Genomic DNA, 18390 nt, shown 5'->3' with positions numbered 1-18390 from the left:
AAGAAAACGCGTCAAAACAAGAATCCCGGCTCCTGCAAAGGTCGCATCATGAACCTGCTCGCCCCTCGCAACACCTGGTACCCGCTCACTTGGTCACGCAACGTGACGCGGACGCTGTCCCGGCACCGCATCCTTGGCATGGATCTCGTTGTCTACCGCAGCGAGGCGGGCCGCGCGATTGCGCTCGACGACGCCTGCCCCCATCGTCTGGCGCCGCTGTCGATGGGAAAGCTCAGGGGTGACGCGATCGAATGCGGATATCACGGCATGACGTTCGGTCCGGAGGGGCGTTGCGTCCGCATCCCCGGCCAGCCAGTGATTCCGCCGAACGCGCGCGTGCCGTCCTATCCGCTTCACGAAAAGATGGGGTTGGTCTGGATCTGGCCCGGCGAGGCCGCGCTCGCCGACCCGTCGCTGATCTACGACCTGCCGCAGCATGGCGAACCCGGCTGGCACGCGGCAGAAGGCGACGCGCTGCGGATCGAGACCAACTATCTCAATCTCGCCGACAACCTTTGCGACCCCGCGCATGTGAGCTTTGTGCACCTGTCGACGCTTGGCAATTCGGCGAGCGAGGAGATTCCGGTCGAGCACAGCTTTGGCGAGCGCGGGGTTCTGGTGTGGCGATGGATCAAGAGCGCGCCGCCGATTCCGCTGTTCGCCAAATACGGCAATTTCCAGGGGCACGTCGACCGCTGGCATTACTACGACTATATCGCGCCGTGCATCGCGGTGATCGATTTCGGCAGCGCCGATGCCGGCATCATTGCCGATCCCGCCGATCGCGGTGCGGGCTTACGCATCTTCGCCTGCCATTTCATCACCCCCGTCGACGACAACATCTGCATCGACCATTGGCTGCATGTCCGCAATTTTGCGCTTGACGATGCCGACGTCGTTCAGCGACTGCATGCCGATTTTCGGATCGCCTTCAACGAGGACAAGGAGATTTTGGAACGCATCGAACAGGTGGCGCGGGCGCGGCCCAACGCCAAAACCATCCGCCTCGCCATCGACGCTGCCCCGCAGCGCATGCGTCGGATCGTGGAACGGATGGTCGCCAGCGAGGCAGAAGCCCGCGCGTCTGCGTGAAGTGGTGATGGATAAGACAAAGGCCGGGAACGATCCCGGCCTTTTTCCTTTCACTGCGTCGTCCTGGACAAGCGAGCAACGCGAGCGCTGATCCAGGACCCATTACCACCGGCCTGTGTTAGGACTCTGCGCTGTGGCCGCAGTTGGCTGCCACAATTTCCTCTTGGGGTAATGGGTCCTGGCTTTCGCCAGGACGACGTTGTGGCTACTCCGCCGCCTCCGCCGCCTCCAGTGTCGGATAGTCCGTATAGCCCTTGGCGCCGCCGCCGTAGAACGTGTTCTTGTCCCATTCGTTCAACGCCGCGCCCTTCTTCAGCCGCTCGACCAGGTCGGGGTTGGAGATGAAGGGCTTTCCGAACGCGATCAGGTCGGCCTCGTTCGCTGCAAGCACCTTGCTGGCGAGCTCGAAATCATAGGCGTTGTTGGCCATGTAGGCGCCGGCGAAGCGCTTGCGCAAGGACGCATAGTCGAACGGCGCGAAATCGCGCGGGCCGCCGGTCGCGCCTTCCACCACATGCAGATAGACCAGCTTGAGCGCGCTGAGGCCGTCGACGATGTGGTCGAACAGGGCTTGCGGGCTGGAGTCCGAGATGTCGTTGGCAGGCGTCACCGGCGAGATGCGGATGCCGGTGCGATCGGCGCCGGCCTCAGCCGCGACCGCCTTCGAGACCTCGAGCATCAGCTTTGCGCGGTTCTCGATTGAGACGCCATACGCATCGGTGCGCTTGTTGGCGCCATCCTTGGCGAACTGATCGAGCAGATAGCCGTTGGCGCCGTGGATCTCGACGCCGTCAAAACCGGCCTCCAGTGCATTCTTCGTCGCGCGCTTGAAGTCGTCGATGATCCCAGGGATTTCGGAGAGTTCGAGCGCGCGCGGCTCGGAGACGTCGGCAAAGGTGCCGTTGACGAAGGTCTTGCCCTTGGCGCGGATTGCGGAGGGCGCGACGGGTGCCGCGCCGCCGGCTTGCAGCGCAGTGTGCGAGATGCGGCCGACATGCCAGAGCTGGATGAAGATCTTGCCACCGCGCTCATGCACGCGATCGGTGACCTTGCGCCAGCCTGCGACCTGATCCCTGGAATAGATGCCGGGCGTGTCCTGATAGCCCTGGCCCTGTTGCGAGACCTGGCTGGCCTCGGTGACGAGCAGGCCGGCGGAGGCGCGCTGTCCGTAATACTCGGCGGCCAGCGGCCCCGGCACGAAGCTGCCCGGCACCGCGCGGTTGCGCGTCAGCGGCGCCATCACCGCGCGGTTGGCAAGCGTGATCGGGCCGAGCTTATAGGGCTCAAACAGTTTGGTCGGTCGGCTCATCGGAAAAATGCTTTCAAGCAGTGGAAGGTGAGGGAAGATTTGTGCATCGCGGTGACCGGCGCAAGGGACGAGCCATTCCGAAAGTGCAGGCGAGCTGCGCGCGAAGCCCGCGGAGCATAATTCAAGTGCAATCGGCGCCGCGACAGCAGATTCAATCTGTGCCGCGGCGCCTGCGGGAAACGAAGGCGTCCTAGCTCACGCCGAGGAAATCGCGCTTGCCGATCTCGACGCCATTGTGACGCAAAATGCCGTGGGCGGTCGCGGCGTGGAAATAGAAGTTCGGCAGCGAGAACGAGGAGAGGAATTGCTGCCCCTTCACCGTGATGGAGCGGTCGGGGCCGGCCGGGAAGGTGACGTCCTTGGTGTCGGCGCCCTCGAACTGTTCGGGCTTGTAGGTTTTGACATAGTCGATCGTCTTGGCCAGCCGCTGCTTCAATTCCGCAAAATTCGTTTCGGTGTCGGGCATCGACGGCACCTCGCTATGCGTCAGCCGCGCGCAGCCCTTGGCGGCAAAATCGCTAACGAGCTGGATCTGCTTGGACAGCGGCAGCATGTCCGGGAAGAGGCGAGATCCCAAGAGCACGCCAGGCTCGATCTTCTTGGCCGCGCAATGTGCTTCCGCCTTGGTCAGCAGGCCGGAGAGGCTGTTCAGCATTTGCAAATAGCCGGGGACGACGGCGTCGTAGAAGGACATGTGATGCTCTTTTCGTGTTGCGGAATGTCAGGAGAAATCCTGGGCCCCTGACATGGGATCCGCATGGAAAAATGCAACTGCATGAACCGGCGGCGCCGGACAAAAATTCTACCATATCGATCCACGACGATATCACTCGCGCCGCTCTCTCCAGCCGTCATCGCCCGGCTTGACCGGGCGATCCAGTACGCCGCGGCAGTCGTTGTGAATCTCGGCGCCTCTGGAATACTGGATGCCCCGCCTTCGCGGGGCATGACAGCGAGGGGCGGTCTACCGCACCGTCGCCTGGGGCTGCGCCTGCGCGGTGCCGCCGCGCATACGCGCGAGCAGCTCGGCGGTCGGCCAGGAGTCCGCCGGCAGTCCGTACTTGACCTGCATCGCCTTGACAGCGATGCGGCTCTGCTGGCCCAGCACGCCGTCGACCTTGCCGACATTGTAGCCGGCGCGCACCAGCAGTTGCTGCAACTCCTTGAGCTCGTTGAACGGCAGTTGCGCGACCGGCTGTGCCGGCTTGCGCATCGGTGCAGCACCGGCGATGCGCGAGGCGAGGTAGCCCGCCGTCGTCGAATAGATCAGCGAGTTATTCCACTCGGTGTAGGCGGCGAAATTCGGATAGGCCATGAAGGCCGGACCGCTCCGTCCCATCGGCAGCAGCACCGAGGCCGCGAGATTGTCGTTCGGCAACGGCTTTCCGTCGGGATAGGTCACGCCGAGTTGCGCCCATTTGGAGCGCGGCTGCTGGGTCGACAGATCGGTCTGCTCCCACGGCAGGTTTTGCGGCACCTTGATCTCCTCCAGCCACGGCTCGCCGCGCCGCCACTTCAGGCCGTTGGCGATGTAGTTCGCGGTCGAACCGATCACGTCGGGCCCCGAGCGCAACAGATCGCGCCGGCCGTCGCCGTCATAGTCGACGGCGTAGTTGACGTAGTGCACGGGCAGGAATTGCGTCTGCCCGAGCTCGCCCGCCCAGGAGCCGATCATCTCGCCAGGATGCAGGTCGCCGCGGTCGATGATCTTCAGCGCGGCAATGGTCTCCTTGGCGAACATCTCGGAGCGGCGGCAATCATAGGCGAGCGACACCAGCGATTTCAGCGTCGGCAGATTGCCCATGTTGGCGCCAAAGTCGCTCTCCAGTCCCCAGAACGCGGCGATCACCGCCGGCGGCACGCCGTACTCCTTCTCGGCGCGCGCGAACGCCGCCGCATATTGCTTGATGTGCTGCTGGCCGTTCTGCATCCGGTAGACTGCGGCCATGCGGCCGGCGAATTCGGTGAAGAGCTGGCCGAACACGCGCTGGCCGCGGTCGCGGTTGACGATGCCCTGGTCGTAGACGAGGTAGGGCGCGGCCTCCGCGATCGTGCGCTGCGAGACACCCTCGGCGACCGCCTGTTGCTTCAGCTCGGCCAGGAAGCGGTCAAAGCTCGCGCCGTTATGACACGATGCCGCGCGCGGCGAGGGTGCTGTTGCAGCCTTCGGAGCTGCGGGGGCGGCCGGCCTGCCCGGAGGCGGAAGCAGTGGCTGGGCCGATGCTGCGGAGACAACAGCGAAGATGGTCGCGCATGCCGCGATCGCGCATCGGGACATCAAACTTGTCCTGGACATCAGCTCACCGGATTGAGGGCAGGGAAAGGCTTTGCGAATCCCACCGTAAACCGGCGGACGGAGGCGATAAAGAGGCTGAATCTCGTCAATGGTCGGCTATCGCCGCCTTCCGCTTTGCTTCGCCGGCCATCGCCGTTCGCTGACGGCCGCGCGGACGACCTCGGTGACGGCCTTGCGGACTTCGAGGAAGGCCTTTGTCGGCGGCCGGTCCGCAAGCGCGACGAGCGCGAGCGAACGCGACAGCGGCGGGTCGACAATCCGCCGCGCGTGGTATTTCTCCGCCGCAAGGTCCGCGAGGACGGTCGCACGGGAAAGGATCGCGCAGCCGAGCCCGGCTTCGAGCGCCATTCGCAGCGCCGACAATGAATCGACTTCAAGCGTCTCGCTGGGGGTGATCTGGTTGCGCAGAACCTGGGCCTGGATGATGGCGCGCGATGCCGGCATCGGCGTCAGTCCGATCACGCTCCTTTGCGGAATCGCGGAGAAGGCAATCGGACCTGACGATCGACCTATCAGGCCGGGGGTTCCGACGAGATAAAGATCTTCCTCGTGCAGCAACTCGATGTCCAGTCGGGTGTCCTTGGGCGGATTATACGTCAGCGCAAGATCGACCGTCCCTGAGAGGACGCGCTCGATCAGCGCCGGCGACAACGCTTCGACGACTGTGAGGTGCACACCGGGAGAATTCTTTCGCACCGCCTTCATGACATCGAGTGCGACCATGGAGATCGCGGTGTGGCTGAGGCCGAGGCTGACCGGCCCCGTCGCAGCCTCGTTATAGGTCCGGACGTCCTCCTCCGCCTTGCCGAGAATCGTGAGCACGGCGCTGGCGTGCTCGTAGAGTCGGCGTCCGGCCGCGGTCAGCGCGACACCGCGCGGCCGTCGTTCCAGCAGTTTTACGCCGAGATCGGCCTCCAGCGCGGCCACGTGATGGCTCAGCGCCGACTGGGCGATGTTGAGTGCCTCCGCGGCCCGCGACAGCACCCCGGCGTCGGCGATCGCGATGAAATATCTGATCTGGCGCAATCCGAGGGCCATGGCGCGCGTTCCATCTAATTATCAGAACGAGATGATCTTCATATTATATTTGTCAGATGGCTGGCCGCCCGGCAAGCTCCCGCCGGAAACAAGGACAATCCCGGGAGGATGGCGGCATGGGCTTGGCGTACGGGGACCTGCCGGACAGCGTCGTCATCAGTGAGGAAGGGCCCCGCGAAGGCTTTCAGATCGAGCCGGGTCCGATCGCGACCGCCGACAAGATCGCACTGATCGACGCGCTGTCAGCCTGCGGGCTTTCGCGGATCCAGGTTGGCTCCTTCGTCAATCCCAAGCACGTTCCGGGCTGGGCCGATGCCGAGGCGGTGATGGCGGGGTTCACCCCGCGTGAGGGCGTCGAATACACCGCGCTGTGGTTCAACGAAGGCGGCTTGCAGCGCGCGCTGGCCTTCAAGGGAAAGCTCACGCTTGCCGGCTTCATTTCGCTGAGCGCCTCCGAACCCTTCGCCATCCGGAACCTCAACCGCGATCGCGCCGGGCAGATCGAGGCGATGCAGAAATATGTCCGCGTGCATCGGCAGGCTGATGTGCCGATTGCAAAGATTATCGTCATGGCCGCGTTTGGCTGCAATTTTGCCGGCGATGTGTCGCCGGCAAAAGTCGTCGAGACGGTCGCGGACGGGCTCGCCATCGCACGCGAGGCCGGCATCGAGGTGCGCGATGTCGCGCTCGCAGACTCGATGGGCTGGGCGACACCGATGCGCGTTGCGGCCGCCGTCGGCGCCGTTCGCGATCGCTGGGACGATTTGCGGATCGGTCTCCATCTCCATGATACCCGCGGTCAGGGCATCGCCTGCGCCTATGAGGGGTTGCGGTTGGGCGTGACCGCGTTCGATGCCGCCGTGGCCGGGCTCGGCGGCTGTCCTTTTGCCGGCCAGCCCGGGGCGCCCGGCAACATCGCCACCGAAGAATTGGCGCTGCTGTGCGAGGAGATGGGAATCTCGACCGGGCTGAACATCGAGGCGCTGATCGAAGCCGGGCGTCTTGCCGAGCTGATCGTCGGACATCGGCTGCCGAGCGCCGCGCTGCGGTCGGGCACACTCGCCGCATTCAGGGAAAAGGCCGCCCGATGACGCCGTCCAAACCGCTTGCGGGCCTCAAGGTGCTCGACTTCGGCCACACCATCATGGGGCCGTGCGCCGGTGTGCTGTTTGCCGATCTCGGCGCCGACGTCGTCAAGATCGAGCCGGCCGACGGCGACCCGACGCGGCGACTGCCGGGCTTCGCCGCCGGATTCTTCGCAACCTACAACCGCAACAAGCGCTCGATTGCGATCGACCTGAAGCGGCCGGAAGGACAGGCGATCGTGCATCGGCTGGTGCGCGATGCCGACGTCGTGCTGGAGAATTTTGGACCGGGAACGATCGAGCGGCTGAAGTGCAGTTGGGACGATCTGCGCAAGATCAATCCGCGCCTCGTCTATCTCTCGATGAAGGGATTTTTGAAAGGGCCATACGAGAACCGCGGCGCGCTTGACGAAGTCGTGCAGATGCAGTCCGGGCTCGCCTATATGACGGGGCCTCCGGGACGGCCGTTGCGCGCGGGCGCGCCCGTCATCGATATCCTCGGCGGCGTGTTCGGCGTGGTGGCAGCACTTTCGGCGCTGCGCGAACGCGACCTCACCGGAAAAGGGCAGAAGGTCGGAAGCTCGCTGTTCGAGAGCGCGACCTTCATGCTCGGCGCCCTCGTCGTCGGCAGCGCCGTGATCGGCGGTCCGATGCCGCCGATGCCCGCACGGAAGAATGCCTGGGGCGTGTATGACGTCTTCACCGCGTCTGACGGCGGCCAGATCTTCATCGGCTGCACCTCCGACGGCCACTGGCAACGCTTTTGCGATGCGTTCGGCTTCGACGACTGGCGCGACGACCCGCGCCTTGTCGGCAACGCCAATCGCTGCGAAGCGCGCGAATGGATGCTGCCCGAACTGGAGCGGCGGATCGCGCGATTGCCGTCCGAAACAATCCTCGAAAAGTGCGAAGCGGCGCGGGTCGCCTATTCGAAGGTCGGGCGTCCCGACGAACTGTCGCTCGATCCGCATCTGCTTTCCGGCGGCGGCCTGCTCGCGACAGCCGTTTCAGGATTTGGCGGGGGGCCTCAGGTCGGAATCCCGGCGCTGCCGGTTGAGTTCGGCGACGGCCGCGAGCGGCCGGCTCTCGAGCGCCAACCGCCGCGGATCGGCGAGCACACTGAGGAAATCCTGGGCGCCGCCGGATATTCGACGCGCGAAATCGCAGAATTCCATGCGGCAGGCGTATTGGGCACGGCCGCGTAGCGCATGATCCGGAAAAGTGTACAGCGGTTTTCCCTCGCGACAAACGCGGTACGCGTTTGGGCGGAGATCATGCCCAAACAAGAAGCTGACGCAAACAAGAGCGGACCAACCGCCGCCAAGCAACAGGGAGGAAACGGAAGATGATGTCCCGCAAGCTGGTTCAATGGAAGGCGCGTAGTCTTGTCGCGGCTGCGGCGCTCGCACTCGCTGCGGCGGGCACCCCCGCAAAGGCGCAGTCCTATCCATCGCGATCGATGACGATCCTGGTGGGCTATTCCGCGGGCGGACAGGCCGACGCGCTGGCCCGGATCATCGGCAAGCAGCTCGGCGACACCTTCAAGATATCCGTCGTCATCGAGAACAAGACGGGCGCCAATGGCATGATCGCGGCCCAGGCGGCGGCGCGCGCCGAGCCTGACGGATACACGGTGCTGATGGTGACGGATGCGATGCTCACCATCGATCCGCATCGTGCATCGAGCAATCATTTCGACCTGTCGAAGGCGATGGAGCCGGTCGTCAGTGTCGCATGGTCGCCATTGTTGCTCGCCGCGGGCAAGGACGTCCCGGCAAATTCGGTCGCCGAGCTGGTTGCCCTGGGCAAGCAAAAGTCGCAAACCCTGAGCTTTGGCAGCTCCGGCAGCTCGACGCCGCACCGTCTCGCCGGCGAGATGCTGCAGAAGTCCGGCGGCTTCACCATGACCCACATTCCCTACAAGGGGACGGGGGCCTCGGTGAACGACCTCCTCGGCGGGCAGATACCGCTGGTGTTCGGCGCACCCACCGCGCTGGAGCCATTGGCCTCGGCGGGCAGCATCAAGCTGCTCGGCGTCACCTCGGAGAAGCGCTATCCGCTGCTGCCGAACGTGCCGGCCATCAGCGAGACGTTTCCCGGCTTCAATATCATCAGCTACATCGGTTTCATGCTGCCGAAAAAGACGCCGGAGCCCGTGATCGCGGCCCTCAACAAGGAGGTGAACGCGATCCTCGTCACCGACACGATGCGCGCATGGCTGGACAAGCAGGGCATGATCGCCACCGGCGGCACCCAGGACGCCTTCAGGCGCCAGATTGAGGTCGACTACCAGGCGCGGGGCGATCTCGTGCGCGCGCTCGGCATCACCGGCGAGTAGGGACATGCCGCGGACGCTGTTCGAGAAGGTCTGGCAACCCCATATCGCCAGGACGTATGGGACACGAGACCTGCTGACGCTCGATCGCGTCTTCCTTCACGACATGACGTCGCTGCCTGCGTTCGAGACGCTCCGTGAGCACAACCTTCCGGTGGCCAATGTCGCGCGTACCCTGGCCGTCATCGACCACACCGTTGCGACCGCGCCCGGCAGGACGGAGGAGACCTATCCCGTCATGGCGCCGACGGTGCGTTCGTTCAGGCGGGAGGTGACCGAACGCGGCATTCCGCTGATCGGGCTCGGCGATCCCGCGCAGGGCATCGTCCACGTCGTTGCGGCCGAGCAGGGCGCCGTCCTGCCGGGAATGACGGCCGTTTGCGGCGACAGCCACACCTGCACCAACGGCGCGCTGGGCGCGATCGCCTTCGGGATCGGCAGCACGGAGATCGCGCATGCGCTTGCCTACCAGGCGCTGTGGCTGCCTCGGCCGAAGACCTTGCGCGTGACCGTCAACGGCGTCCTCGACCCGCGGGTCAGCGGCAAGGACATTGCGCTGGCGATCATTTCCCGCTTCTCGACGGATGGCGGCACCGGCTGCGCCGTCGAATACGCCGGCAGTGCTATCAGCGCCCTCTCGGTCGAGGAGCGGATGACGCTGTGCAATCTCTCGATCGAATTCGGGTCCCGGATCGGCTTGATCGCACCCGACGATGCCGTGTTCTCATACCTGGAAGGACGACCGCGCGCGCCGAAGGGCGCGGCGTTCGATGCGGCCGTGACCGCGTGGCGTGGTCTTGCAAGCGACGACGGCGCACGTTTCGACAAGGAGTATTCCATCGATGCGGGCTCGATCGCGCCGATGGTGACCTGGGGCACCAGCCCGGAGGATGCGATTCCCGTCAATGGCGCCGTCCCTGAGCTCAGGGATGCAAGGGATCAGTCGCAGCGGTCCCGATGGGAACGCGCGCTCGCCTACGCCAACCTTCAGCCGGGCAAGCCCATCCAGGGAACACCGATCGATGTTGCCTTCATCGGCTCCTGCACGAACGCCCGCCTGTCCGATCTCCGCGCGGCTGCACGCATCGTCGACGGGCGCAAGGTCGCGGCGACCGTACGAGCCCTCGTGGTCCCGGGGTCATCCAGCGTGAAACGACAGGCCGAGGCCGAGGGCCTCGATCGGATCTTCCGCAATGCAGGGTTCGAATGGCACGAGTCGGCATGCTCTCTGTGTGCGGCGCTTGGGCCCGACGTCGTGGGCCGTGGCAAGCGCTGCGCTTCGACCTCGAACCGAAATTTTGAGAACCGGCAAGGCCCCGGTTCGATCACCCATTTGATGAGCCCGCCGATGGTTGCTGCCGCGGCGGTCAACGGTGCGATCACGGATGTCAGGACTCTTGCATGACGGAGAAGCTCGCCAGCATTTTGGGAATTGCTGTTCCGCTCCTTTGGGACAATGTCGACACCGACGCTCTCGTCCCCGCGGCCCCTCACAAGAAGATCAATGGCGGAGGCCGGGATCGTTTGCGCGAGATTCTCTTTTATGAATTCCGGTTCGACGCTGCCGGCCGGCCCAAGCCGGATTTCGTGTTGAACGATCCGCAATTCGCAGGCGCGCCGATCCTGCTGGCGGGCGAGAACTTTGGCTGCGGCTCCTCGCGTGAAGTCGCTGTATGGTCCCTGCGGGATTTTGGCTTCCGTGCCGTTCTTGCGAAGAGCTTTGCAGAGATCTTCGAACAGAACGCCTACAAGAACCACTTGCTACCTGTGACCGTCGACACGGCGACCCACGCGCGTATCGTCGCAAAATTGAATTGTTTTCCTCAGCAAGCGATCTTCATCGATCTCGTCGAACGTTGCATCGCAATCGGCGGCGCGACCATCGGGTCATTCAGGGCCGACGAAATGGGCCTGGAGATGATTGTCAACGGGATGGACGAATTCTCGCTGACGGCGCGCCATGTCGCGGACATCCAGGCCACGCAGCGACGCCTGGCCGAAACCTGGCCGTGGCTCGCGACGTAAGCGAGGCAGCTCGCACTGGCGCGGTTGAGTTGTTTTGGCTGTGGCCCGCGTCGATCGCAGCAACCTGACGGCGATGTCGACGTGCGGGACCGCAAACCGACATTCCCTTGATCAGCGCGCGTCCATCACCGCAAGAATGGAACCCGGCTTGATCTTGCCTCCAGTTTTCGCTGTCGTATAATTTACTACCCTAGCGAGAGGGCCGCGCCATGCGTTCTCGGTCAGTGCGAGAGCATGGGCCCTGGATTTCGACCGGGCATCAGCGCGAAGCTGACGCGGTCCTGAACCTCGTGCGCAACGGGCACGCCGACAAATGGATACTCATCCATGATGGCCCAATTACCAGATCAGCCGGCGCAGAAAGGAAGCTGACGGAGACAGGACATTCAGACGGCAGCAATACGTCCAGCAATCGGGAGGTGAGGCATGTACCGGCATATTCTCATTCCGACAGATGGGTCGGAGATAGCGGAGCGTGGGGCGGCGCATGGATTGGCGCTGGCGAAATCCCTTGGAGCCAAGGTCTCCGTAATCTTTGTTGTCGAACCGTTTTCCGAACTGTCTGGGCGGTTCCTTGAAGCAGTCGCAACGTATGCAGAGCTGCGCAAGGAACAGGCCACGAGCGTGTTGGATCGCCTGGCAAAGAAGGCCGAGGGAGCTGGTGTTCCCTGCGAGACGATTCAGGTCGAGAGCGGGCAACCGCATCAAGCGATCATCGCAGCAGCCGAGGACAAGGGCTGCGATCTCATTGTGATGTCATCGCATGGACGCAGCGGCCTTTCCATGCTTCTCATCGGCAGTGTGACAAACAAGGTGCTGACGCAGGCGAAAACCCCCGTGCTGGTTTGTCCGTGACCGACGAGCAGGATTGACGCGGTAGCACCAATGGCTTGCGGGGCCATCCGCGAGGAGAGGTCGGATGGCGCGGGTCTCGATGGCCTGCGCAGGGGCCCTATTAGTCCCAAGCTCGATCCCAAGTCTTCCGATGATGACATTATGCCCCCGATTTGCCCGACGCGTCAAGTCATTTTCGGAAAAATCGAATAACCGTGCCGACGGTCGTCGGCTACTGTGCATGGGGTTGTTTCGATGTTTTTGTTGCAGGGTCATTAAGCCTCAGGCGATCCTGGTCTCATCATGCGCTAGACTGCGGGTGAGGGCTGGGTTGCAGGGGGTTCCCGATGGCCTTGTTCGGCAATCACAAAACGCCGCCGCCAGACGATGTGCTCGACGCACGCGCCGGCCCCGAGGCGCTGTTGCTGAGCCTCGACCGTGTCGCGCAGGCCTATCTCGAAAAGGCCGACCGCGGCGACATCGTCTATCCTGCCTGCAAGCGCGAGCCTGGAACGGCCGGGGGCGGCGCGCGCGAGATCTGGCGCGACACGCGGCTCGAGGCGCTGCGCTACCTCACCATGATCCCGGGCCGCGACGATAGCCTGCTCATCGCGCCGGCGCGCCAGGCCGAGATGATCGAAAGCTTCCTGCGGCTGAAGCCGCATGACGAGACGGTGATCGACTTCACCGGTCAGGCCGGCGACGACGTCGCCATCGCCATCATCGCCGGTCTGAACTGGCTCAATCATTGCGCGGGGATCGCCAAGGTCGATCGCGCGAAAATCACCGGCATTCTGCGCAACTTTCGTAAAGTGGTCGTGGTTGCGCAGCGATGGTGGTCAACCGATGGCGCCGAGGCGCGCTGTGCCGAGATGCTGGCCGCACGGCAGCAATTGCCGCCGTTGATGTTGTATCTGGTCTGGCTGGAACATACGCATTTGGCAAAGGAGGTTGCCGCCGCGGCAGCCCTTCCGAGCGAGGTGGTGCGTACAACGGACGCGTGGACGCGTTTCGAGGCCGCGCGCGATCCGGAGGATCTGTCGTGATGGGCAGCTCGCTCCAGTCTAGCCGAACAGGCGCAGCAGCAGCGCCTTGCCGACCGGAAAGGCCCGGACGCCGCGATAGGCGCGCACATATTCGCCGGCATAGAACGCTCTGATTGCGTGCACGCGCGTGTCCATACCTTCCTCGAACCGCACCGCGAACCCGTCCGGTGTCCGGCGTACCGCCACGGCCGCGATCGACCGGCCGTAGATCTTGCATTCGATCGCGCTGCCGATCGCGGGGGGATTCGGATCGATCAGCCGGGCGCCCGTGATGGAAAGATCGGCAAGCCGTGCGAGATGCGACCTGCCGTCCTGGCGCAGCAGGATAGGCTCGTTGCGGACGAAGCGTTCCGCCTTGCGCTTGCGCGGCTGCTCGATGCAGACGAAGCAGACGACGGTGAGGATGAAGGCGTTGTAGAAGCTCCACGCCAGCGCCAGTCCGCCATAGGCGATATTGTCGCCGCGCAGATGCAGGATGAAGGCGTAGGCGATCGCGGCCAACGTGATGAGCAGCGCACTGCCATAGAGCCGCAGCAGCGGCCATTCCACGAATTTGCGGTCACGCTCGCCGCCCTTGGCGGTGACCTTGAACTCGTGGCCCTTCGGCTTCAGGAGGCCCGTCGTCACCGCCTTCAGGACTGCGGGCGCCGCGATGAGCTGCGAGACATCAGTCATCATGGCGAGCGAACGGCCGCGCGACAGCCAGGCCATCGTCAGTCCGTGCCAGACGTAGAACGGCAGGAAGTAGAGGAGAAGCTCGCCGAGATTTGCCTGCACGGCCTTGACGCCGAACAGCAGGAACAGCCAGGGCACGACGAGCCCCAGCATTCTGGCCGGATACACCGCGGCCCAGCTCATGAAGGCATCGATCAGCGACAGCCGATCGATGAACGCAAGCTTTGACGTTCGCGAGAAGGGCCCGCTGCGGCCGCGCACGATCTGCATGAAGCCGAGACACCAGCGGCCACGCTGGGTGATGTATTCCTTCAGGCCTTCGGGTGCGAGGCCGATGGTCAGCCGTTCGTTGAGATAGATGGTCCTGAGCCCGCGCTCCTTGAGCCGGAGGGTGACGAGATAGTCCTCCGTCACCGAGTCGGTCGGAAAGCCTCCGATCTGCATCAAGCCGTCGTAGCGGATCAGCGAGGACGTGCCGCAGCAGAAGGCGACGCCCCAGGCATCCTTTGCCGGCATCAGGATGTCGAAGAAGAAGCGCTGCTCGTCGGGCCAGACGTCTGACGCGGCGAGGTTAGTCTGGATCGGATCGGGATTGATGAAGTGCTGCGGCGTCTGCACCACGCCGACGGACGGATCGTCCATCAGGCTGATGGTCCGGGCGAGGAAGTCGGGTCGCGGCACGAAATCGGCATCCAGGATCGAGATGAAGGCGGGGCTATCCGGCAATTGGCTGACATGCCGAAGGGCGTGGTTGATGTTGCCCGCCTTGGCGTGGCGATTGTCGGGTCGCGTGAGATAGTAGCAGCCGAGCTCGCCCGCGAGACGTCGCAGCCACAGGCGGCGGCCGTCATCGAGCACCCAGACGCGATAGTTGCCGTAGGCCATCCCGGTGGCGCCGATGATGGTGCGCTCCAGGATCGAACGGTCTTCATTGTAGGTGCATATGAAGACGTCGATCAGGGGGGCGGCGGGATCGGTGGCGCGACCGTCGATCCTGGCCGCGGCGGAGCGATCGATCGTGCGGCTGAGGAACAGGAGCGACAGCGCGACGGCGGCCATTGAGGCCGCCTCGGCGAGCATGAAGGCATAGCCGATGACGAAATCCACCGTCAGCCCGGCGGGAGGCAGTGTCTTCGTCACGCGCCAATAGACATAGCGAAGCAGCAGTACGAACGACACCCCGGTCAGCAGCGAGCGCGCGGGCGTGCTCTTGCGGCTGAGCAGCGGCACCGCCGCCAGGAAGAGGCCGAGCGCCAGAAAGCCGGGCGCCAGCGCCGTCATCATGGCGCGGTCTCGTGCCGGGCAAACACCACGCGACCGGTCCGTCCAACCATGCAGTGGGTGGCATCGCGTGGCGCCACAGTGACGCGAAAGGGCTCCTTGCTCAGGGTATCGGGATTGATGGCGAGATTGGCGGGCGCGCCGGCAGCACCAGTCAAGTTGACGACGGTGCCGGAAATCGGGTTGCCGCCGTCATTCGGCTCGAAGGTCGCATCGTCGCCGAGCTGCAGCCGGTTGTAGACGCTCTCGGTGACGTTGGCGGTGATGACGGCGCCGCTGCAATCCAGCACCTTGAGCAGCGGCTGGCCGGATTGCACGTCCTCGCCCGGCGAGGTCATCATCTCCCAGATCCGTCCCGCCACCGGCGTCCTGATGTCGGCCTCGGAGAGATCGGTGAAGCGCACCTCCTCGATGATGAGTTCGTTGGCGGTCCAGGCAATCTCGGTGTCGACGCGTACCAGATCGGCCTCGAGGTCCTTGGCGCGCTGGCGCATTTCCTCCTCGCGCTGCACCGAGCTCGGCCGATCGTTGTAGCTGTCGCCGAGGAACGAGCCGCCCTTCGCCGCGGTCAGCTCGACTTTGGCCGCATCCAGCCGCTTGCGCGCACCGAGCTCGGTCTGCTGTGCCACCGACAGCTCGCGCGTCAGCCGCGCCAGCTCGACCGTGGACACGTTGCCGGTCTTGGCGAGCGAGGAGGCGCGCTCCACCGCGGCGCTCGCTTCCTCCCGCCGCGCGGATGCCGCCTCGATCGAGGTCTGGATCTCGGCGATGCGCGCTTCGAGCTGGAGCACGCGTCCGTCCTTGAACTGCGCCGCTTGCCGGGCGAGGTCCTGCTGTGCGGCACGCGCGGTCTCGAGCTTGGCGGCGATGTTCGGCCGCTCGTTCTCCAGCCGCGACTTTTGCCGCCTGAGGTCGTCGAGCCGCGTCCGGTCACTGCGGGAATTCACCACCCGCAGGACCACCGTGCCGGCGTCGAGCTGTGCCCGGTCCTTGATGGTGTAGGCGGTGGCGGCAACGCGTCCGCCGATCGGCGTGCGCAGCGTGACGAGGCGGGAGTTCAGCACCGCTTCGACGCTGGAACTCTCCCACATCGCGCGCAGCGGCAGCCAGCCGAACACGGCGACCACAGCAAGTCCCACGGCGATCTTCAGGCCGCGCCGCAGCCACGGCCAGCGACGGCCCCCGCCGGGGGGCTCGGCGTGGGCGGCAGGCTGCTCCTGCGGGTGTTCTTCGTCGGCAAAGAGGCGTTCCTGCAACGCATGCTGCAGGCCCTTCGCGTCGGCGGCATGATCCGTTCGAGGTGAGGAGGATGAATCGCCAACAGACGCCGCTCGGGACCGGTCCATCATGGCAAGCACCTTGCTCAATGGTAACAATGGAACCGACTAATGCGCGGACCCTGCCTGACGTGCCCGCGAGGTCGCATATAGCCGACGCCGCGCTTTCCAATCCGCTAAACGACGGCGTGGGTTTTTGCGCAAATGCGCGGTAAGGTTTAGCGGCGTCGTTTGCCGCGTCGCCACGACGCAGCCGTCCCTCTTGAAGCGTCCGGAACCGGATCATTACCTGAGACGCGGGGCAGAACACTTTTCCCCGCAACGGAACGTCGCCATGAACTATTTTCGCACGGCTCTCCTTCTCGCAGGCCTCACGGCCCTATTCATGGGCGTCGGCTATCTCATTGGCGGCGCCGGCGGTGCCATGATCGCGCTGCTGATTGCGGCGGCGACCAATCTCTTTACCTACTGGAACTCCGACCGCATGGTGCTCTCGATGTACGGCGCCCATGAGGTCGACCGTGCCAGCGCGCCGGAGCTCTATGGCCTAGTGGCCGAGCTCGCGGGCCGTGCTGGACTGCCGATGCCGCGCGTCTTCCTGATGGACGAGGCGCAGCCCAACGCGTTTGCGACCGGCCGCAATCCCGAAAATGCCGCGGTCGCCGTCACCGCCGGTCTGATGCACCAGCTCAGCCGCGAGGAGCTCGCCGGCGTCATCGCGCACGAGCTCGCGCACATCAAGAATCACGACACGCTGTTGATGACGATCACCGCCACCATCGCCGGCGCGATCTCGATGCTGGCGCAGTTCGGCATGTTCTTCACCGGCCACCGCGACAGCAACAGCGGTCCCGGCATCGTCGGTTCGATCCTGATGATGATCCTCGCGCCGATCGGCGCCATGCTGGTGCAGATGGCCATCAGCCGCACCCGCGAATATGCCGCCGACAATCTCGGCGCGCGCATCGCCGGTCAGCCGATGTGGCTGGCCTCGGCGCTCGTGAAGATCGAGAACGCCGCGCATCAGGTGCCGAACTTCGATGCCGAGCGCAATCCGGCGACCGCGCACATGTTCATCATCAATCCGCTGTCCGGCCACGGCGTGGACAATCTGTTCGCCACGCATCCCTCGACGCAGAACCGCATCGCCGCGCTCCAGCAGCTCGCAGCCGAGCTCGGCACGCGGGCTGGGCCGTCGGTCGGCGCCAACGAGAATTATCCGAGCGGAAGCCCCTGGGGGCGCTCGTCGTCGCGCGGGCCGTGGGGCTGATCTGACGCGCTCGAATGTGAAAGGTAACTTTGGGACCTTCGCGCAGACGATCTGAAGCCTTTCGCAGATGCGGCCGGCTTTGTGAGCTGGCGCACACAAGATCGTCCCCGCCGGTGCTAACACCGGTCCCAGTTCGTTTTGAAAGGGGATGCGTGGCCGGCCCGTTGCCGGCGACGGTCGATGATGACCAGATTAGCCGCGCCATTACTCATCATTCTCGGCATTCTCGTCGGCCTGTCGTTGCACACCGTTGTCAATTGCGGTGATGCCGACGATCCCGACGTCTGCTCGGCCGTGATCGGCTTCAGCCCCCTACGCGGCTCGCTGATCGCCTTTGCCTATGAGGGGCGCGGCCGGATCGCGATGCGGCACGGCGACGCCAAGACGGCGATTGCCGATTACGACCAGGCCATCCGCCTCAATCCCAACCGCGCGGCGCTTTTTCGCGACCGCGGGCTTGCGCGTCAGCGGAACGGCGAGCTCGATGCCGCGATCGCCGATTATGACCAGGCGATCGCGCTCGATCCAAAACTTGCCGCGCCCTACGCGAACCGCGGCCTCGCGCTCGCTGCCAAGGGCGACCTCGACCGCGCGATCCTGAGCTACAACACCGCCATCCGGCTCGCGCCGTCGGACGCCGACCCGCGCGTCAACCGCGGTCTTGCGCTTGCGATGCAGGGGCGCAGCGGCGAAGCGCGTGCCGATTTCGAGGCCGCGCTGGCGCTTCCGGATGGCAAGGATGGCTGGGCCCATACCACGGCGCGGACCAGGCTGGCTGACCTCGCAGACGCAAAGCCGACCCACGTCGCCGAGCCGCAGCCCTGAAC

General features: G+C 64.7%; 16 protein-coding genes. 10 read left to right on the top strand and 6 right to left on the bottom strand.

The features are described from left to right. The first annotated feature begins 48 nt into the window (after positions 1 to 48). Positions 49 to 1092: an aromatic ring-hydroxylating dioxygenase subunit alpha gene (locus tag KUF59_RS34300; protein ID WP_258767651.1), complete on the top strand. Its 1044-nt coding sequence runs from the start codon at positions 49 to 51 to the stop codon at positions 1090 to 1092. A gap of 205 nt (positions 1093 to 1297) precedes the next feature. Here KUF59_RS34300 and KUF59_RS34295 read toward each other — a convergent pair whose 3' ends face one another. The 4 genes from KUF59_RS34295 to KUF59_RS34280 form a co-directional block, all read right to left on the bottom strand. Further along, a complete protein-coding gene (locus tag KUF59_RS34295; RefSeq protein WP_258767650.1) occupies positions 1298 to 2401 on the bottom strand; it encodes an alkene reductase in 1104 nt (367 codons plus the stop codon). 190 nt (positions 2402 to 2591) lie between these two features. Beyond that, positions 2592 to 3095, bottom strand: a complete 504-nt coding sequence (locus tag KUF59_RS34290) for a DUF1993 domain-containing protein (protein WP_258767649.1) — start codon at positions 3093 to 3095, stop codon at positions 2592 to 2594. 270 nt (positions 3096 to 3365) lie between these two features. Next, a complete protein-coding gene (locus KUF59_RS34285; protein ID WP_249140780.1) occupies positions 3366 to 4679 on the bottom strand; it encodes a lytic murein transglycosylase in 1314 nt (437 codons plus the stop codon). 114 nt (positions 4680 to 4793) lie between these two features. Beyond that, positions 4794 to 5735 (bottom strand): LysR family transcriptional regulator, encoded by a 942-nt coding sequence (locus tag KUF59_RS34280; RefSeq protein WP_258767648.1) that lies wholly within the window; start codon positions 5733 to 5735, stop codon positions 4794 to 4796. 116 nt (positions 5736 to 5851) lie between these two features. Here KUF59_RS34280 and KUF59_RS34275 point away from each other — a divergent pair, with 116 nt between their 5' ends. From KUF59_RS34275 to KUF59_RS34245, 7 genes are all read left to right on the top strand, one after another. Then, positions 5852 to 6826 carry a hydroxymethylglutaryl-CoA lyase gene (locus KUF59_RS34275; protein ID WP_258767647.1) on the top strand — a complete coding sequence of 325 codons (975 nt, stop codon included), beginning with the start codon at positions 5852 to 5854 and terminating at the stop codon, positions 6824 to 6826. Then, on the top strand, positions 6823 to 8025 hold the full coding sequence (locus KUF59_RS34270; protein WP_258767646.1) for a CaiB/BaiF CoA transferase family protein: 1203 nt from the start codon (positions 6823 to 6825) through the stop codon (positions 8023 to 8025). The genes KUF59_RS34275 and KUF59_RS34270 overlap by 4 nt, the downstream gene beginning before the upstream one ends. A gap of 140 nt (positions 8026 to 8165) precedes the next feature. Then, positions 8166 to 9158: a Bug family tripartite tricarboxylate transporter substrate binding protein gene (locus KUF59_RS34265; RefSeq protein WP_258767645.1), complete on the top strand. Its 993-nt coding sequence runs from the start codon at positions 8166 to 8168 to the stop codon at positions 9156 to 9158. A gap of 4 nt (positions 9159 to 9162) precedes the next feature. Further along, on the top strand, positions 9163 to 10560 hold the full coding sequence (gene leuC, locus KUF59_RS34260; RefSeq protein ID WP_258767644.1) for a 3-isopropylmalate dehydratase large subunit: 1398 nt from the start codon (positions 9163 to 9165) through the stop codon (positions 10558 to 10560). Next, entirely contained in the window at positions 10557 to 11180 is a 624-nt protein-coding gene (gene leuD, locus KUF59_RS34255) for a 3-isopropylmalate dehydratase small subunit (RefSeq protein WP_258767643.1), read from the top strand. Before leuC ends, leuD begins: the two co-directional genes overlap by 4 nt. A gap of 426 nt (positions 11181 to 11606) precedes the next feature. Continuing rightward, a complete protein-coding gene (locus KUF59_RS34250) occupies positions 11607 to 12035 on the top strand; it encodes a universal stress protein (RefSeq protein ID WP_212461769.1) in 429 nt (142 codons plus the stop codon). 326 nt (positions 12036 to 12361) lie between these two features. Next, positions 12362 to 13060: a hypothetical protein gene (locus KUF59_RS34245; RefSeq protein ID WP_258767642.1), complete on the top strand. Its 699-nt coding sequence runs from the start codon at positions 12362 to 12364 to the stop codon at positions 13058 to 13060. Positions 13061 to 13078: 18 nt separating this feature from the next. Here KUF59_RS34245 and KUF59_RS34240 read toward each other — a convergent pair whose 3' ends face one another. Both KUF59_RS34240 and KUF59_RS34235 read right to left on the bottom strand, forming a co-directional pair. Next, positions 13079 to 15019, bottom strand: a complete 1941-nt coding sequence (locus KUF59_RS34240; RefSeq protein WP_258767641.1) for a glycosyltransferase — start codon at positions 15017 to 15019, stop codon at positions 13079 to 13081. Continuing rightward, the gene (locus KUF59_RS34235) at positions 15016 to 16272 is read right to left on the bottom strand and encodes an HlyD family secretion protein (RefSeq protein ID WP_258767640.1); all 1257 of its coding nucleotides are present in this window, start codon (positions 16270 to 16272) and stop codon (positions 15016 to 15018) included. Before KUF59_RS34235 ends, KUF59_RS34240 begins: the two co-directional genes overlap by 4 nt. Before the next feature lie 355 nt (positions 16273 to 16627). Between KUF59_RS34235 and htpX the strand changes: the two genes are divergently transcribed. Then, entirely contained in the window at positions 16628 to 17563 is a 936-nt protein-coding gene (htpX, locus tag KUF59_RS34230) for a zinc metalloprotease HtpX (RefSeq protein WP_258767639.1), read from the top strand. Between the two features lie 183 nt (positions 17564 to 17746). Then, complete coding sequence (locus KUF59_RS34225; RefSeq protein WP_212461870.1) at positions 17747 to 18388, top strand: tetratricopeptide repeat protein; 642 nt, start codon at positions 17747 to 17749, stop codon at positions 18386 to 18388. Positions 18389 to 18390 lie beyond the last annotated feature (2 nt).

This window comes from Bradyrhizobium arachidis, from assembly GCF_024758505.1.
In the GTDB taxonomy this organism is placed as follows: domain Bacteria; phylum Pseudomonadota; class Alphaproteobacteria; order Rhizobiales; family Xanthobacteraceae; genus Bradyrhizobium; species Bradyrhizobium manausense_C.
The sequence above is the reverse complement of the archived record's forward strand: the minus strand, read 5'-3'. Positions and strand labels throughout refer to the sequence as shown.

What these genes read in the sequence shown, in the direction of transcription:
- KUF59_RS34290 (WP_258767649.1), bottom strand. Translation starts at nt 3,095, where the DNA reads ATGTCCTTCTACGACGCCGTCGTCCCCGGCTATTTGCAAATGCTGAAC.
- KUF59_RS34240 (WP_258767641.1), bottom strand. Translation starts at nt 15,019, where the DNA reads ATGATGACGGCGCTGGCGCCCGGCTTTCTGGCGCTCGGCCTCTTCCTG.
- htpX (WP_258767639.1), top strand. Translation starts at nt 16,628, where the DNA reads ATGAACTATTTTCGCACGGCTCTCCTTCTCGCAGGCCTCACGGCCCTA.
- KUF59_RS34225 (WP_212461870.1), top strand. Translation starts at nt 17,747, where the DNA reads ATGACCAGATTAGCCGCGCCATTACTCATCATTCTCGGCATTCTCGTC.
- KUF59_RS34300 (WP_258767651.1), top strand. Translation starts at nt 49, where the DNA reads ATGAACCTGCTCGCCCCTCGCAACACCTGGTACCCGCTCACTTGGTCA.
- KUF59_RS34250 (WP_212461769.1), top strand. Translation starts at nt 11,607, where the DNA reads ATGTACCGGCATATTCTCATTCCGACAGATGGGTCGGAGATAGCGGAG.
- KUF59_RS34245 (WP_258767642.1), top strand. Translation starts at nt 12,362, where the DNA reads ATGGCCTTGTTCGGCAATCACAAAACGCCGCCGCCAGACGATGTGCTC.
- KUF59_RS34270 (WP_258767646.1), top strand. Translation starts at nt 6,823, where the DNA reads ATGACGCCGTCCAAACCGCTTGCGGGCCTCAAGGTGCTCGACTTCGGC.
- KUF59_RS34275 (WP_258767647.1), top strand. Translation starts at nt 5,852, where the DNA reads ATGGGCTTGGCGTACGGGGACCTGCCGGACAGCGTCGTCATCAGTGAG.
- KUF59_RS34295 (WP_258767650.1), bottom strand. Translation starts at nt 2,401, where the DNA reads ATGAGCCGACCGACCAAACTGTTTGAGCCCTATAAGCTCGGCCCGATC.
- KUF59_RS34265 (WP_258767645.1), top strand. Translation starts at nt 8,166, where the DNA reads ATGATGTCCCGCAAGCTGGTTCAATGGAAGGCGCGTAGTCTTGTCGCG.
- leuD (WP_258767643.1), top strand. Translation starts at nt 10,557, where the DNA reads ATGACGGAGAAGCTCGCCAGCATTTTGGGAATTGCTGTTCCGCTCCTT.
- KUF59_RS34280 (WP_258767648.1), bottom strand. Translation starts at nt 5,735, where the DNA reads ATGGCCCTCGGATTGCGCCAGATCAGATATTTCATCGCGATCGCCGAC.
- leuC (WP_258767644.1), top strand. Translation starts at nt 9,163, where the DNA reads ATGCCGCGGACGCTGTTCGAGAAGGTCTGGCAACCCCATATCGCCAGG.
- KUF59_RS34285 (WP_249140780.1), bottom strand. Translation starts at nt 4,679, where the DNA reads ATGTCCCGATGCGCGATCGCGGCATGCGCGACCATCTTCGCTGTTGTC.